The 15,676-nt window shown below is 71.5% G+C and carries 15 protein-coding genes; 6 read left to right on the top strand and 9 right to left on the bottom strand.

Annotation, left to right across the window (positions count from 1 at the left end; translation table 11 throughout):
• Nucleotides 1-104: 104 nt before the first annotated feature.
• Nucleotides 105-1,466, bottom strand: a complete 1,362-nt coding sequence (locus B7W94_RS03630; protein WP_025104139.1) for an MFS transporter — start codon at nt 1,464-1,466, stop codon at nt 105-107.
• 152 nt (nt 1,467-1,618) lie between these two features.
• On the opposite strand from B7W94_RS03630, the gene B7W94_RS03625 reads away from it, so the two are divergent.
• The 3 genes from B7W94_RS03625 to B7W94_RS03615 are packed head-to-tail and all read left to right on the top strand — an operon-like array spanning nt 1,619 to nt 4,056.
• Complete coding sequence (locus B7W94_RS03625; RefSeq protein WP_025104140.1) at nt 1,619-2,269, top strand: GntR family transcriptional regulator; 651 nt, start codon at nt 1,619-1,621, stop codon at nt 2,267-2,269.
• Complete coding sequence (locus B7W94_RS03620; RefSeq protein ID WP_253247375.1) at nt 2,266-3,120, top strand: SDR family NAD(P)-dependent oxidoreductase; 855 nt, start codon at nt 2,266-2,268, stop codon at nt 3,118-3,120. The genes B7W94_RS03625 and B7W94_RS03620 overlap by 4 nt, the downstream gene beginning before the upstream one ends.
• Nucleotides 3,121-3,144: 24 nt before the next feature.
• On the top strand, nt 3,145-4,056 hold the full coding sequence (locus tag B7W94_RS03615) for a phosphotransferase (protein ID WP_085604411.1): 912 nt from the start codon (nt 3,145-3,147) through the stop codon (nt 4,054-4,056).
• Between the two features lie 27 nt (nt 4,057-4,083).
• Here the strand turns inward: B7W94_RS03615 and B7W94_RS03610 are convergent, their stop codons facing one another.
• On the bottom strand, nt 4,084-4,671 hold the full coding sequence (locus B7W94_RS03610; protein WP_025104143.1) for a helix-turn-helix domain-containing protein: 588 nt from the start codon (nt 4,669-4,671) through the stop codon (nt 4,084-4,086).
• Between the two features lie 77 nt (nt 4,672-4,748).
• Between B7W94_RS03610 and B7W94_RS03605 the strand changes: the two genes are divergently transcribed.
• From B7W94_RS03605 to B7W94_RS03595, 3 genes are read left to right on the top strand one after another with little or no spacing between them, the layout of a single operon-like run.
• Nucleotides 4,749-5,663 carry an NAD(P)/FAD-dependent oxidoreductase gene (locus B7W94_RS03605; RefSeq protein ID WP_029989520.1) on the top strand — a complete coding sequence of 305 codons (915 nt, stop codon included), beginning with the start codon at nt 4,749-4,751 and terminating at the stop codon, nt 5,661-5,663.
• A gap of 25 nt (nt 5,664-5,688) precedes the next feature.
• A complete protein-coding gene (locus tag B7W94_RS03600; protein WP_060922902.1) occupies nt 5,689-5,955 on the top strand; it encodes a hypothetical protein in 267 nt (88 codons plus the stop codon).
• Between the two features lie 32 nt (nt 5,956-5,987).
• Entirely contained in the window at nt 5,988-7,463 is a 1,476-nt protein-coding gene (locus B7W94_RS03595; RefSeq protein WP_085604408.1) for an APC family permease, read from the top strand.
• Between the two features lie 56 nt (nt 7,464-7,519).
• On the opposite strand, the gene B7W94_RS03590 is transcribed toward B7W94_RS03595, so the two are convergent.
• From B7W94_RS03590 to B7W94_RS03560, 7 genes are all read right to left on the bottom strand, one after another.
• Complete coding sequence (locus B7W94_RS03590) at nt 7,520-9,673, bottom strand: peptidase C14 (RefSeq protein WP_085604405.1); 2,154 nt, start codon at nt 9,671-9,673, stop codon at nt 7,520-7,522.
• A 104-nt stretch (nt 9,674-9,777) separates the two neighbouring features.
• Complete coding sequence (locus tag B7W94_RS03585) at nt 9,778-10,704, bottom strand: GNAT family N-acetyltransferase (RefSeq protein ID WP_085604402.1); 927 nt, start codon at nt 10,702-10,704, stop codon at nt 9,778-9,780.
• Entirely contained in the window at nt 10,701-11,714 is a 1,014-nt protein-coding gene (locus B7W94_RS03580; RefSeq protein WP_085604400.1) for a hydroxyacid dehydrogenase, read from the bottom strand. Before B7W94_RS03580 ends, B7W94_RS03585 begins: the two co-directional genes overlap by 4 nt.
• Nucleotides 11,711-12,796, bottom strand: a complete 1,086-nt coding sequence (locus B7W94_RS03575; protein WP_051582230.1) for a dihydrodipicolinate synthase family protein — start codon at nt 12,794-12,796, stop codon at nt 11,711-11,713. Before B7W94_RS03575 ends, B7W94_RS03580 begins: the two co-directional genes overlap by 4 nt.
• The gene (locus B7W94_RS03570; RefSeq protein WP_085604397.1) at nt 12,796-13,830 is read right to left on the bottom strand and encodes an NAD-dependent epimerase/dehydratase family protein; all 1,035 of its coding nucleotides are present in this window, start codon (nt 13,828-13,830) and stop codon (nt 12,796-12,798) included. The genes B7W94_RS03575 and B7W94_RS03570 overlap by 1 nt, the downstream gene beginning before the upstream one ends.
• A gap of 21 nt (nt 13,831-13,851) precedes the next feature.
• Entirely contained in the window at nt 13,852-14,757 is a 906-nt protein-coding gene (locus B7W94_RS03565) for a carbohydrate ABC transporter permease (protein ID WP_085604394.1), read from the bottom strand.
• Nucleotides 14,754-15,659 (bottom strand): carbohydrate ABC transporter permease, encoded by a 906-nt coding sequence (locus B7W94_RS03560; RefSeq protein WP_062633348.1) that lies wholly within the window; start codon nt 15,657-15,659, stop codon nt 14,754-14,756. Before B7W94_RS03560 ends, B7W94_RS03565 begins: the two co-directional genes overlap by 4 nt.
• Nucleotides 15,660-15,676: the final 17 nt, after the last annotated feature.

Here is a 15,676-nt window from a genome sequence, read left to right as displayed (position 1 = left end):
GGGTAAGGGTGTTGCGCTATAGCATGTAGCAAAAGGCAAACGGCGTCTAGAGCGAACCGGGCCGGCGGGGTCACGTTCTCGTCACGACCGCCGGCCCGGACCGGTCACCGGCGGGCGCTGGACGCTTCGACGGCGAGCGCGGGCGCCGTCGTGAAGTCCGTGCGGCGGCTGAGCACGAAGGCGATCGTCGCTCCGAGCAGCGTGAGCCCCGAGATGAGGAGCAGGCCCCACACCGCCGACCCCGTGGTCTCGCTGATCCAGCCGATCGCGTAGGGTCCCGCGAAGCCGGCGAGGTTGCCGACCGAGTTGATGAAGGCGAGGCCGGCCGCGGCCGCCGTGCCGGTGAGCACCATGGGCGGCAGGCTCCAGAACAGCGGGGTGGTCGAGAAGAGCGCCGACATCCCGACGCACAGCGCGGCGAGCGCGAGCACCGGCGTGCCCTGCGCCGCGACCGCCGCGATGAGCGACAGGGCGGTGATGCTGAGCGTGATGCCGATCTGCAGCGGGATGTTGCCCTGCTTCCGGGCGGCGCGCTCCCACGGCAGCATCACGAGGGCCGCGCACAGGTTCGGCAGCGCCACGAGCCAGCCGGTGGTGGCGTTCGAGAAGTCGCCCATGCTCTTCACGATCGTCGGCAGCCACATCCCCAGCCCGTAGGCACCGAACACGACGCCGAAGAAGAGCACGATGAGCGTCCAGAGGCGGCCGTTGCGGAAGACCTCGCCCAGCCGCAGGCGTCCGTGCCGCTGCTCGGTCGCCTGGGTCTCGGCGGCGAGCGTGTCGGTGATCCAGCGCTGCTCGGCGGGGGTCAGCCAGCGCGCGTCCTGCGGGCGGTCGGGGAGCCAGAAGAACACGACGAACGCGAGCAGCACGGCCGGGATGCCCTGCAGCAGGAAGACGAGCTGCCAGCCGTCCAGGCCCCACAGCCCGTGCAGCTCCAGCATCCAGCCGGACAGCGGCGCGGCGACCGCGTTGGCGATCGGGTTCGAGAGCACGAAGACGGCGAGCACCTGCGTGCGGTACTGCCGCGGGAACCACAGCGTGAGGTAGAGCAGCACGCCGGGGAAGAACCCGGCCTCCGCGATACCGAGGATGAAGCGCGCGATCGCGAACTGGGTCGCGTCCTGCACGAACGCGGTCAGCGCCGCGACGATGCCCCACGAGATCATGATGCGGGCGATCCACTTGCGGGCGCCGAACTTCTCCAGGAGCAGGTTGCTCGGCACCTCGAACAGCAGGTAGCCGATGAAGAAGATGCCCGCCGCGAAGCCGAAGGCGGCCTCGGTGATCTGGAGGGCGGCCGTCATCTCGAGCTTCGCGAAGCCGGCGTTGTTCCGGTCGATGTAGGCGACGAGGTAGAGCAGGCCGAGGAACGGACCGAGTCTCCAGATCGCCTTCTTCATGGCGGCGGCTCCCACCGCGTCCTCCGCGGCGCGCGCCTGCGCGAGCGTCTCTCTGCCGGACATGACAACTCCTTCGTCATCGGTTTCGGGTTTTGCTATAGCATCTAGCACCGCGCGGCTCCTGTCCAGTCCCCTGCTCATGCCATAGCATCGACCGAGCGAAGGAGCCCCCGCTCGACGAGCACCGGGCCGCGCGAGATCGAGAAGGGCCCCGGATGCGCAGCGTGTCGGATCAGAACATCGCCGAGCAGGTCACGGACGAGCTGCGGGCGGCGATCCACTCCGGAGAGCTCGCCCCCGGCGAGCGGCTCGTGGAGCGCAAGCTCGCCGACCGTCTCGGCGTCAGCCACATCCCCGTGCGCGAGGCCCTGACCCGGCTCGCCGAGGAGCGCCTCATCACCCGCGAGCCCCGCCGCGGCGCCCGCGTCGCCCAGCTCAGCGCGCAGGACCTGGAGGAGATCTCGAGCCTGCGGATCGTGCTGGAGCAGTTCATGGCGATCCGGGTCCAGGAGCGGTGGAACGACGAGTCGGCGGCCCGGCTGGAAGCGATCATCCAGGCCATGGCGGCTGCGGCGCCGGGCGATGTGGCCGAGGTCCTGCGCCAGGACCGCCTCTTCCACGAGACCCTCGCCGACCTCGCCGAGCACCGGTTCCTCGACGAGCTCAGCGCCCAGCTCCGTGGCCGGATCGCCGGGTTCATCCAGGCGGCCAACTCCGCCCTCGACCCCGCCGAGCAGGAGGAGCACGTGCGCAGCCACCAGCAGATCGTCGACGCCATCGCGACCGGCGATCCGGAGCAGGCGCGCGCAGTGATCACCGAGCACGTGACCAGGGCCGTCCGCCGCATCACTCCGTCGGCCGAGTGAGCGCCGCCGTGGCCGCGCGCACCATCGTCCTGACCGGAGCCTCGGACGGGATAGGAGCCGCCGCCGCCCGCCAGCTCGCCGGATCCCCGCACCGCCTGCTCCTCGTGGGCCGTTCGCCCGACAAGATGCGGGCCGTGGCGGACGAGACCGGCGCGGAGTGGTTCACCGCCGACTTCGCGCGCCTCGACGACGTGCGCGCGCTCGCCGCGCAGCTCGCGGACGCCGTGGGTGCAGCGGGCATCGACGTGCTGGCCAACAACGCCGGCGGCATCTTCGGCGACCGCACCCCCACGGTCGACGGGCACGAGAAGACGATGCAGGTGAACCACCTCGCCCCGTTCCTGCTGACGAACCTCCTGCTCCCGCAGCTGCTCGCCGCCCGCGGCGCGGTCGTGAACACCTCCAGCGTCGCGCATCGCCTCTTCGGGCATCTCGACGTCGACGATCTCGACAACACCCGCCGGTACTCCCCGAACAAGGCCTACGGCGACGCCAAGCTCGCCAACGTCCTGATGGCGAAGAGCCTGCACGAGAAGTTCCATGCGCAGGGTCTCGACGCGGTGGCCTTCCACCCCGGCACCGTGGCGACGAACTTCGCCGCCGAATCGTCGAGCATCATGCGCCTCGTCTACCGCACCCCGCTGCGCCGCCTCGTCCTCATCGGCAGCGACCGCGGCGGCGCGACGCTGCGCTGGTTCCTCGAGGGAACGCCGGGCGAGACCTGGGTCTCCGGCGGCTACTACGACGAGCGCGTCCTCAGCACCCGCGTGAACCCGCAGGTGCACGACCCCGCTCTCGCCGAGGCCCTCTGGCAGCGCAGCGCCGCGCTCGTCGGCGTGGCCGGGGGCTGAGCGCCCGCCGTCTACGCTGGGGCGATGGCGCGCCTCGACTGGACCCAGCTCCCTCCCGCTCTCCGAGCCCGGGTCGAGGGGTTCGCGGGCTCCCCGGTGACACGGGCGCAGTCGCAGGACGGCGGCTTCTCCGCGGGACTGGCCTCACGGCTGACCTTCGCCGACGGACGGCGGCTGTTCGTCAAGGCGGTGCAGGAGTCCGCGGAAGGCACGTTCGCGCTCTACGTGCGGGAGGCCGAGGTGCTCGGCGCGATCCCCCGCTCCCTCCCCGCCGCGCACCTCGTCGACGCCTTCACCGCGGACGGGTGGGCGGTGCTTCTCATCGAAGACGTCGAGGGTCGTCATCCGGAACGCTCGGCCACCGCGCCCGACACCGCGCACGTCTTGGATGCGATCGCCGCCCTGGCCACGGCCGAGGCGCCGCGCACGCTTCCCCGCCTCGCCGACGAGCTGCACGACGACTCCGGATCCTGGCGGCGGCTCGAGGAGGCCGGGCTCCTGGAGACGACCACGCCGTGGTGTGCGCAGAACGTCGACCTCCTCCGCACGGCGGCGGAACGCGTGGGCACCGCGGTCGCGGGCGATCGGCTCCTGCACGCCGACCTCCGGGCCGACAACATCCTCATCGAGGACTCCGGCCGCGCACGGCTGCTCGACTGGCCGTGGGCGGCCCGCGGCGCGGGGTGGGAGGACGCCCTCCTCTACCTGCTCGACCTCCGCGTGGAGGACGCCGCGGCCGAGGTCGATCCCCTGCTCGATCACCCCGTCTTCGCCGGGTCGACCACGCAGGACCATGTCGCCCTCCTGTCCGCCGCGGGCGGCGCCTGGTTCGAGAAGTGCCGTCTTCCCGCGCCGGACGGGATGACGACGCTCCGCGACTTCCAGCGCCGGGAAGCGGTCATCGCCACCGACTGGATCGCCGAGCTCGTCCGCTGATCGCCCCCGAGGCGTGGGCCTCGGCCGTCACCCCTCGGGCTGCGCGCCCGACTCGCCCGCGTGGACGCGTTCGCCCTGTCGGCCGAACAGGCTGAGCACCTCGGCGGGCTCCCCGTCCGCGCTCCCGAACCAGTGCGGCACGTGCGTGTCGAACTCGGCGACCTCACCGGCTGCCATGCGCAGATCGCGCGTGCCGAGGATCAACCGCATGGTGCCGCTGAGCACGTAGAGCCATTCGCGCCCCTCGTGCGCCCGGGGACGCGGATTCACCTGACTCCCCGGGATGAGGATCTTCCAGGCCTGGACCGGACCGGCGTGCGGGGTCAGCGGCACGACGATCCGGCCGTGCACGCGGCGCGGCTTCAATCGCACGCGCGGATCGCCGACGTCGGGCGCCCCGACGAGGTCGTCCAACGGCACCCGGTGGGCGCGGGCGAGCGGGAGGAGAAGCTCGAGGCTCGGTCGGCGTTGCCCGGTCTCCAACCGCGAGAGCGTGCTCGTGGAGATCCCCGTGGCGTCGGCCAGGTCGGTCAGCGTCATCCCCCGCTGCTTCCGGAGCCACCGCAACCGCGGGCCCACGCCGTCGAGCGTCGCGTCGATCTCGTCCCCCTGCACGTCCTCAGTCTGGCCGCATTTCCCAGGAGCAGCAAAGAAGTTTGCCGGCCCGGCACCTCCGGGGCGACTCTCCTGGCATGAAGAGATTCGATGTGCTCATCGTCGGCGGCGGTGCCGCCGGCCTCAGCGCCGCCCTGGTCCTGCTCCGCGCCCGACGCACGGTCGCGATCGTCGATGCGGGGGAGCCCCGCAACGCCCCCGCGGCGCACCTGCACGGCTTCCTCTCCCGGGACGGCGCCGCGCCCGCTGCGCTGCTCGCGAGCGGTCGCGACGAGGTCGCGGGCTACGGAGGCACGATCATCGACGGACGCGTCGCCGAGCTGTCCCCGGGCTTCACGGCCACCCTCGACGACGGGCGACGGCTGGAAGCCCGACGGGTGCTGGTCACCACGGGCCTGCGCGACGAGATCCCCGACATCCCTCGTCTGCGGGAGCGCTGGGGGCGCGATGTGCTGCACTGCCCGTACTGCCACGGGTACGAGGTGCGGGATCGCGCTCTCGGGGTGATCGGCGGCACGGCTGCGTCGGTCGCCCACGCGCTCCTCATCGCCCAGTGGTCCGCCGACGTCGTCTACTTCCCCCACACCCGGCCGCTCACGGACGACGAGCGGGAACGTCTCGACGCGCGCGGCGTCCGGGTGCATCCGGGCGAGGTCTCCCGCCTCATCGTCGAGGCCGACCGCCTCCAGAGCGTGGAGCTGAGCGACGGCACGCACGTCGAGCGCGCCGCGGTGTTCGTCCGCCCCGAGATGCGCGCTCACGACGCCCTCCTCCACGTTCTCGGCTGCGAGACCGACGAGAACGGGTGGGTCCGGCACGATGCCGGCGGGCGCACGAGCGTGCCAGGGGTCTCCGTCGCCGGGAACGTCGCCGATCCGCGTGCGCAGCTCATCACCGCGGCCGGACAGGGCTCCGCCGCCGCGATCGCCCTCAACGCCGACCTCACCGACGACGACCTCGCCGCCCAGCTCGCGACCCACCGCGGCGCCTGACCCCCGAGAGAGAAGGAACACAGCAATGTCCGCAGCACCCGCCCCGACGGCGACCCCCGTCCCCCCGCCCACGCAGCACCAGCTCGCGCTGATGATCTGGATCGCCGTCTTCCCGACCCTCACGGTCTTGAACCTGGTCCTCGCCGCCCCGCTTTCCGGACTCCCGATCGTCGTGCGCACGCTGGTGCTCGTCACCATCGCCGTCCCCCTCGTGATCTACCTGGAGATGCCGCTGCTGCACCGCGTCCGCCGCCGGATCCACGGTCTTGTGACGGCGCGTCGGCGAAGGTAACGTTCTCCCGTTCCTGACGAGAGAAGGCGACGATGCCCCGGACAGATCGACCCCGTTCCACGACGTCCGTGTGGCGCCGCAAGCCCGTCAGCGACATGACGGAGGAGTCGGGCGGGAGCGGTCTGTTCCGGACGCTCGGGCTCTGGCAGCTCACCGCGATCGGCGTGGGCGGCATCGTCGGCGTCGGGATCTTCTCGCTCGCCGGACTCGTCGCCCACGGCGATGCGACGACTCCCGCCGTGGGTCCCGCCGTCGTCCTCTCCTTCCTCATCGCCGGGCTCGCGTCGGCAGCGGCCGCGCTGTCGTACGCGGAGTTCGCCGGCATGATCCCGCGGGCCGGTTCCGCCTACAGCTACGGCTACGTCGCGCTCGGCGAACTCGTCGGCTGGTTCATCGGCTGGGACCTGCTCCTGGAGTACGTCGCCATCGTGGCCGTCGTCGCGATCGGCATCTCCGGCTATCTCGACGCATTCCTCTCCGGATTCGGGCTGGAGCTGCCGACCGCGATCACGGAGACCGCCGACCAGCCAGGGGGTGTGGTCAACATCCCGGCCATCCTCATCTGCCTGTTCGTGACGTTCCTGCTGAGGCGCGGCACCCGCACGTTCGGCCGCTTCGAACTCGTCGCCGTGGCCATCAAGATCCTCCTCGTGGTGTTCATCGTCGTCCTCGGCGTCTTCTTCATCGACCCCGCCAACTACGATCCCTTCCTGCCGAACGGCTTCGGCCCCGTCTTCACCGGTGCCGCGACGGTGTTCTTCGCGGTGTTCGGCTACGACGCGATGAGCACGGCCGCCGAGGAGGCGAAGGACGGGCGTCGGCACATGCCGAAGGCGATCATCCTGTCCCTCGTGATCGCCATGGTGCTCTACGTCGCCGCGACGCTCGTGCTCACGGGCATGCAGAACTACCAGGACATCGATCCGAAGGCGGGCTTCGCCTCGGCGTTCACGGGCGTGGGGCTCCCGGTCGTCGCCTCCGTCATCTCGGTGTTCGCCGTCGTGTCGATCCTCACCGTCATGCTCACGTTCCTGCTCGGCGCCACCCGGGTGTGGTTCAGCATGAGCCGCGACGGACTGCTCCCCGGCTGGTTCGCGCGGGTCGACCGCCGCGGCGTCCCGCAGCGGGTCACCTGGATCGCGGGGCTGGGCGCGGCGTTCTTCGCGGGCGTGTTCCCCATCCGCGCCGTCGCCGACCTCACGAACATCGGCATCCTCGCCGCCTTCGTCGTCGTCTGCATCGCCGTGATCGTGTTCCGCTACACCAAGCCGGATGCGCCGCGGACGTTCCGGCTGCCGTTCATGCCCGTGGTCCCGATCGTCGGCGTGGGCTTCTCGCTCTTCCTCATCTCGCAGCTCCACCCCGAGACGTGGCTCCGGTTCGGGGTCTGGCTCGTGATCGGACTCGTCGTGTACTTCGCCTACAGCCGTCGGCACTCGCTCCTGAACCCGGACAGCCCCCGGCACCGCCCGGGCACGACTTCGGAGACCCCCGGCGACACGCCGTAGACGGGGCCGAGGAGGCGGCGGGTCGCGCCGCAGCTCCGAAGTCGTGCCCGGCGGGATCAGCCGACGACGAGGTTGGCGGTGTCGACGACGCGGTCGCCCTCGGCGGGGAACGCCGTACGGGTGACGCCGGCCTCCACGTTGCCGGTGTGCAGCAGCGTCGACCCGGCCCCGAACGCGTCGTCGCGGAGCTCCAGGGCGCCGCCCTCGAACCGGTTGCCGACCGCGCGGTAGTGGGTCGCTCCGCTCGTCACGGCGACGTGCGTGGTCGTCCCCTCGGCGCGGAAGGTGCTGTCGGAGAGGGTCAGGTGCAGCTCGCCCGCACCCGACCGCGACACCGTCGTCCCGCCCTTCGCCGACACCTCGGATCCCGCGATCTCGACGACCTGACGGTCCTTCCCGGCGGCCGCGATGCGGGCGTTGCGGAGCGTGGAGCCTTCGACGCGCAGCTTCGCCGTCGCCGAGGCGATGGGGGCGGCATCGTCGGCGCCGGAGAGGGTCGAGCCGCGGAAGGTGACCGCACCCGGGCCGTTGATCTTCATGCCACCGACGCGGTTCAGCACCGTGTCGACGAAGGTCACCGGCGTCGTCACCGTCGCGTTGGTGAGCTCGCCGGGAGCGACGAACGTGAAGTGCGAGTCGGCGATCACGGTCGGGCGGGCGGAGTTGTCGGAGGCCTGGGTGATGATGAGCGTGTCCGACGCGGTGCAGCCGCGCAGCTGCGCGCCGTCCGCGTTGATCCACAGCATCCCGGAGCCCGTGAGCGAGGGCTTGCCGATCACCTGCACGTCCTCCAGCGTCAGGTCGGTGATGCGCACGCGCGCGACGAACCACGAGCACACGTGCTTGCGGACGGTGATGCGCTTGGCCGCCGAGCCCCACGCCGCCCCGGAGTTCGCGAAGGTCATGAGACCGGAGTTGCCCGTGTAGGTGAGGTCGTGCTCGTACTGGCCGTGCGTGACGAAGGGACCCTGGTCGTCGCCGTCCCCGTGGCAGTTCTCCACGAGGCAGTAGGCGCTCGCGGTGAAGTCGTTGAGGTGCCGGGCGTTGGCGGTGTGGCAGTTGGCGACGTACCCGTACAGGCAGTAGATCTGCTGCGTCAGGTAGCCGGCGCCACCCCACGTGACGGAGGTCGGGTTCTTCAGCGTGCAGCTCTCCGTGGTGAAGTACGTGTTCCATCGGCGCTGGATCAGCGGCCAGAAGGTCGCCGTGCCGTCGATGTGGTCCACGTCGCAGCGCACCGCGTACTCGAAGGCCAGCGGGTGCGATCCCGTGTACTCGTCCGTCCCCTTGCCGAGGAACTTCAGGTTCGACACCGTCACGTCCTGCACCGGCTTCACGTGCCGCCAGGTCATCGTGCGGTCCTTGCCGAGCGGCCAGCCGTTCTTGTAGTTCACGCGGATGTGCCGACCGTCGACGATCTGGGTCACCTGGACCAGCCGCTGCAGCTCGCGCTCCCAGCGACCAGACAGCGCGTTGACCTCGGCGGCGTACCACTCCCCGACCGCGAAGAACGACGAGTCGGCGACGGGGAAGATGTCGGCGAGGTCGGGCACGTCCTCGCCGAGCTTCGCCTCCTGCACCGCGTCGGTCACCTCGCCGCGGAAGAACATGACGGCCGCGAAGGGGTCGTCCTTCCCGGCGTTCTCGATGCCCTCGGTCGTCATCAGGTGATTCCCGAAGTCGAACGCGATGTTGGACCGGGAGAACTTATGGCGGCGGACGAAGTTGAGGTCGGTGTGCGCCTCCACGCGCCGCACCCGGGCGTCGCCCACCATCGCGTCGAGCGCGTCGTCCGCGGGCGCGGAGGCGTCCATGATGCCGAACTTCCGGAAGTCGACCGTGCCGTCGTGCACGAGCACCCAGGCGCCGCCCTTCGGCCCCGCGAGCACCGTGCCGCCGTTGGCCGCGGGGGCGTCCTTCTTCACGAAGCGGTAGAGCCCGTCACCGCCGTCGCCGGGGGCCGCGTAGCCGCTCGTGCGCACGAGGTCGCCGTCCTTGCCCTTGCGCGTCGCGAGGGCGGTGGCGACGCCTCCGTGCGCGACGTTCTTCGAGCCCGACGACTCCTGCGGCACGACGGGTCCGGCGGCCTGGGCGGCGGCGGGGGCGCCGATCGCGGCGACCCCGCCCAGGGCGGCGGCGCCGAAACCGGCGAGCAGCATCCGTCGACTGCGCATCGCCGCGGTCTCGGTGGTGGTGTCCAGCTGGGTCATGCTCATCCTCCTTGCGGCGTCCTCGCCGCGGTCAGGCGTCCGGCCCTCGGCCGGATCGCGGTCACCGATCAGTCCCCGATCCCCAGCGCTCTCCGAGCGGATGCTCAGAAGTAGTCGCCCGCCGTGAAGTGGCGGATGCCGTCCACCCGGGCCTCGCGGCGCAGCGGGCGGATCATCCCGGTGCGGTCGTCCTGCCGCACGGCCGCCGGAGCGAATGGGCGGACAGCGCGCTCCTCCGCCGCCAGCGCGGGGACGGCCAGCTCGCAGGTGCGGACGCCCGCCGCGGCCCAGTCCGCGGCCACGGCCTCCAGCACCGCGTGACGCACCCCGGCCGGATCGGCCGCAGTGGGATCGGTCGCGCTCTCGTGCAGCAGCCCGACGCCGTCGCGCACCTCCGCCACCGCGTAGCCGACCGTCGCGTCCGCCTCGGCGAGCCGGTACAGCGTCGCGCCCCGCAGTCGCACCTCCGCCATCGTCCAGTCGCGGTCGCCGCGCACCGGGGCGAGCACGACCACACCGGTGCGGGAGCGCTCGTAGACCTCGCGCAGCGGGCCGAGGACGCCGAGTCCCACGGACTTGCGCACGACCGCGGCGAGCTCCACGGCCGTCGCCGACGCCGCCCACGGTCCGGCCATCGTGCGGGGCATCGAGAAGGTCGTGAAGCCGCTCGACCGGTACACCTCGGGGGTTCCGGTGAACAGCAGGGCCCAGTCGGCGTCACCCGCCGCGTCCAGGGTGGCGGCCACGAGCCGGCGGGCCAGTCCCCGGCCCCGAGCCCGCTCGGCGACCGCGACGCTGCCGATCGCGTGCACCCGCGCCACCGCGCCGTCCGACTCCCGCAGGCTCTTCGGCAGTCCGTAGATCGACCCGCACACGCCCTCGTCGTCCTCCGCGACGAGCGTGTGGCTCAGCCGCTCGTCGTCCACGAGCCACTGGTCCGGCGCGAGGGGCGGCGTGAAGGCGGCCGCCCACAGTGCCGCGAGAGCGGGCTGGTCCTCCGCCCGCGCCGACCGCACGACCACGGCGCTCATGCCATCGAGGAGAGCTGGGCGCGGTCGACGGCGTGTGCGAGCGGACGCCCCGCGGCGAAGGCGTCGAGCTCGTCGGCGACGATCCGCCCCTGCCGCAGCCGGCCTTCCCTGGTCCCGGCCGCGCGGTGCGGGGTGAGCAGCACGCGCGGTGCCGAACGGAAGGGACTCTCCGCGGACAGCGGCTCCTCGTCGAACACGTCGATCGCGGCACTCAACCGGCCACGACGCAGTTCGGCGAGCAGGGCGGCCTCGTCGACCAGCCAGGACCGCGCCGTGTTGACCAGGCCGGCCCCGTCCGGCATCAGGGCGAGCTCGCGCGCACCGATCAGGTGATGCGTCTCCGGCAGGGTCGGGGCGTGCACCGCGACGATCTGCGCACGGCGGAGCGCCTCGTCGAGCGTCACGAGCTCCGCCCCGAGGGACGACGCCTCGGCCGCGTCGAGCGTGGGATCGACGAGCAGCGGCTCGGCGCCCAGGGCACGGAGCAGGTCGAGGTACGCCCGCCCGGTCCGGGAGGCGCCGATGACCGCGATGGGGGCGCCGAGGATCTCGTGCTGCACCCCGACGGCCTCCGCGTCCCACCATCCGTCGCCGGCGCGCAGCGCGTCGTGCATCTCCGGCACCCGGTGCAGCAGGGCGAGCGTGAAGGTCAGCGAGACCTCAGCCACCGACCGGGCCATCCCCGCCCCGGCCTGCGTCACCCGCACGCCGCGGTCGAAGAGCGCGTCGGTCGCGAACGGCTTGATCGTGGCCCCGGTGTGCGCGATGAGCTCGAGCTTCGGAAGGGTGGCGAGCACGGCGTGATCGAAAGGACCCACGCCCCAGCTCGTCACCACGACGCGCGCCTCGTCGAGCACCGCATCCGCGAGTCGGTCCACCCGCACGAACGTCCCGCCGAGCCGCGCCGCGACGGCCTCCAGGCGCGCCGCATCGTCGGGCGAGAAGAACTCGGCGAACAGCTCCGCGGAGACGACCGCGACGACGGTCGGAGCGCTCGTCCCGGCGGTCATCGCAGCCAGGCCTCGAGGTTCTCGGCGATGAACGCGTCGTCGTTGAGCTCCGGATACGCCTGCCGGACGCGGGCGATCTCCTCCGCCTGTCCCGGGGAGAGGCCCTCGGCCGGGTCGAGGCACCAGGTGCCCTCGAGAAGCCCCTGCTGGCGGAGCATCTCGTGCACCCCGGCGATGACCCCGTGGAAGTCGTTGCCCGGGTCGAACACGGCCTGGTTCACGTCCACCATGTCCGAGGCACGGCGTCCCACCTCACGGTAGGCCTCCGCGTCTCCCGCCAGGGCGCGATGCACCCGCTCCAGCAGCGCGACCGCCGCGTGCGTGCCGACCGCCCACTGGCCGAGCAGCCCGCCGACGAACCGGAGGGTGCGCCGCCCGGACGGGGAGTCCACGTGGAACTCGGAGAGCAGGTCGGCGACGATCGCGTCGTCGTTGCCCGTGTACAGCGCGATCTCGTCGGCGCGGCCCGAGGCGGCCACGCCCCGTACGAGCTCCAGCGTGCGATAGCGGTCGAAGGGAGCGGCCTTCACCGCGACGACGGAGGGGATCGCGGCGAACTCCCGCCAGAACTCGCGGTCGAGCACGGGTCCGCCGATCGCGGTCTGCAGGTAGAAGCCGACCAGCGGCAGCACCTCGCCGACGGCGCGGGCGCGGTCGAGCAGGGCACGCTCGTCCGCACCCGCGACGCGGGGACTCACCAGCACGGCGTCGTAGCCGAGGGAGCGGGCGAGCTCCGCCTCGGCGACCGCCTGAGCCGTGTCGCCCGCCACGCCGGCGATACGGACGAGGGTCGCATCGTCGCGGGCGTCCATCTCCTCCGCGGCCAGTGCGAGCACCGGCTCGAAGAGCGCATGCTCCGGGTCGCGGATCTCGAACTGCGTCGTGTGCACGCCGACGGCGAGGCCGCCGGCCCCGGCGTCGAGGTAGTAGCGGGAGAGCGCCCGCTGCCGCCGCTCGTCGAGCGTGCGCGCGGCGGTGAGGGCGAGCGGATGGGCCGGGATCACGGCACCGCGGGCGAGGGTCGCGGCGGCCTCAGGGCGCAGCGACGGCACGGTCGCCGTCCGCGCAGCGGCGTCGGTCATCAGAACTTCCCGTCCCGGACGGCCCACTTGGTGGGCTTGGCGATCATGGGCAGCCCGTCGCGGATCCAGCCGGCCTGCATGCGGATGAGCTCCTCGGCGGAGACGGACGGGTAGCCGAACAGGGCCATGCAGCGGCGGGCGTCGCTGAGCAGCGCGGTCGGCTGCGGCTCGTCGACGATCTCGACCTCCCGCTCGAACAGCTCGCCGAAACGATGGGCGATCGAGGAGACGCTGAGCAGCTCCGGACCGGTGAGGTTGATCACGAAGGGGTCGGTGGAGGCATGCACGAGGCTGCGCAGCACGACCTCGTTCGCGTAGCCCTGCCAGATCACGTTGACGTTCGCGGTGGCGACCGAGACCGGCTCGCCCGCGTGCACGGCGCTGCCGATGTCGGCGAGCACCCCGTAGCGGAGGTCGACGGCGTAGTTCAAACGGATGATCGCGACCTTGGTGCCGCGCTCCTGCGCCCCGAACTCGAACACGCGCTCCCGACCGAGGCAGGACTGCGCGTACTCGCCGATCGGCGCGGGCGTGGTCTCCTCGGCGGCACCGCCCGAGGTGGCAGGGACGAACGGATACACGTTCCCGGTGGAGAGCACCGAGATCGCGCTGTCGCGGTAGCGGCGGGCGATGCGGTCGGGAAGAGCCGCGTTGACCTCCCACGCCCAGGAGGCGTTGGTCGCGGCACCGAACTTCGCGCCCACCATGAACACCACGTTCGGGGCATCGGGGAGACCGGCGAGGTCGTCGTTCTCGATGAGGTCGAACGGCACGACGCGGACCCCCGCGGCCTCCAGGCGCTCGCGGATGGCGGCGTCGCCGAAGCGGGAGACCGCGTACACGGCGTCGTCCGTGCGGCCGGCGGCGTCCAGGCCGCGCCGGGCGAGCATCGCCAGGGTCGGTCCCATCTTGCCGCCGGCGCCGAGGATCACGAGGTCTCCCGAACCCTGGGAGAGGTCGGCCACGAGCCCGTCGCTCGGGGTGGCCAGCGCCTCCTCGAGCTCGGCCTCGGAGGCGAATGCGTACTGCGTCATTGTCGTGCGATTCCCTTCTTCTCAGCCCTTGATCCCGGTGCCGGTGACGCCCTCCTGCACGTACCGCTGAGCGATGAGGTACGCGAGGAAGATCGGCAGCAGCGCCACGACGGAGCCGGCGAGCATGGTGCTGAGCGGCACATCCTGCTGCTGCAGCGACGAGATGCCCACGGTGAGGGTGAACATCGAGTTGGACTTGGCGATGATGAGCGGCCAGAGGAAGTCGTTCCAGTGCCAGAGGAAGACGAAGATCCCGAGCGTCGCGAGGATCGGCTTGCACAGCGGCAGCACGATCCGCAGGAAGATGCGGAACTCGCCGGCCCCGTCGATGCGGGCGGCCTCGAAGAGCTCGTCGGGGAGGCCCTGGATGAACTGGCGCATGAGGAAGACCGCCTGCGCGTTCGCGAGCGTCGGCAGGATGAGGCCCCAGTAGGTGTCGATGCCGCCGAGGTTCGCCATGAGGATGAACGTCGGGATCAGCGTCACGTGGAACGGCACCATGACCATCGCCAGGAACGACCAGAACATGACCTCCTTGCCGCGGAAGCGCTTCTTGGCGAAGGCGTATCCGGCGAGCGCGGAGAGGAACAGCACCGCCACGACCGACACGAGCGAGTAGACGAGCGTGTTGAACAGCCAGACGAGGATGTTCTGCCCGGCGAGCACCTGCTCGTACGCCTCGAACGAGATGTCGTTCCAGGGGAGCAGCGAGCCGGGGAGCTCGACGAGCATGCCCGGCTTCAGGCTCAGCACGACCATGGCGTAGAAGGGGAAGAAGCTGAGGATGCCGGCGATGCTCAGCCAGATCCAGCGGACGGCGATGCCCCAGCCGGTCGGCTCGAGCGCGCGGAACGAACGGCGCTTCCGCGCGGCGGGACGGGTCGCGGGCGCCGTCGTCTGCGTCGGCGGCTGCAGGAGGGCGGTCATTTCTGCTTTCCGATCACGAGGCGCTGGATGAGGGCGACCACGAGGGTCATGAGGAACAGGGCCACGCCCACCGCGGCCGCGTAGCCGTAGTCGAAGTAGCGGAAGCCCTGGTCGTAGAGCATGTAGACGAGGGAGTAGCTGGCATTCGCCGGCCCGCCCTGGGTCATCACGTAGATGACGTCGAAGACCTGGAAGGCGGCCGTGGTCTCGATCACCGCGAGGAAGAAGAAGGTCGGGCGCAGGTGCGGGAGGATGATCCACCGGAAGCGCTGCCAGGCGTTCGCGCCGTCGACCAGCGCCGCCTCCTCCAGCTCGCGCGGCACGTCCTGCAGGGCGGCGATGAGGATCATCATCCCGTAGCCGAACCGGGACCAGACGCCCACGACGACGATCGCCGGGATCACGAGCACGGTGCTGCCGAGCCAGGAGCCGCCGAGGCCGAGTGGGGTCATCAGCGCGGACCAGGGACCGTTGGCGGAGAAGATCCAGACGAAGATCGAGCCGGCCAGCACGAGCGAGGTGATGACGGGGAGGAAGAAGATCGAGCGGAAGAACCGGGCGCCGCGGAAGGCGCGGCGCACGCCGAGGGCCATGATCGTCGACAGCACGAGCGCGATCGGCACCGCGAAGACCGTGTAGATGAGGGTGGTCCCCAGCGCCCGCCAGAACAGCGGGTCGGCGACGAGGCGCTGGAAGTGGTCGAGGCCGCGCCAGGCGATCTCGCCGGAGATGTCGTAGTCGAAGAAGCTCAGCGCCACACCCGCGATGCTCGGGCCGAAGCGGAAGGCGATGAACAGCAGGAAGGCGGGGAGCACGAACAGGAACGCGACGCGCGCTTCCCGTCGGGCGAGCACCCGGGCGACCCGTCCTGCGGGCTTCGGCGCCGTGGTGGCCGTCGTCATTGTCGATTCCTCACGTG

Source organism: Microbacterium sp. LEMMJ01, from assembly GCF_002114135.1.
In the GTDB taxonomy this organism is placed as follows: Bacteria; Actinomycetota; Actinomycetes; order Actinomycetales; family Microbacteriaceae; genus Microbacterium.
The sequence above is the reverse complement of the archived record's forward strand: the minus strand, read 5'-3'. Positions and strand labels throughout refer to the sequence as shown.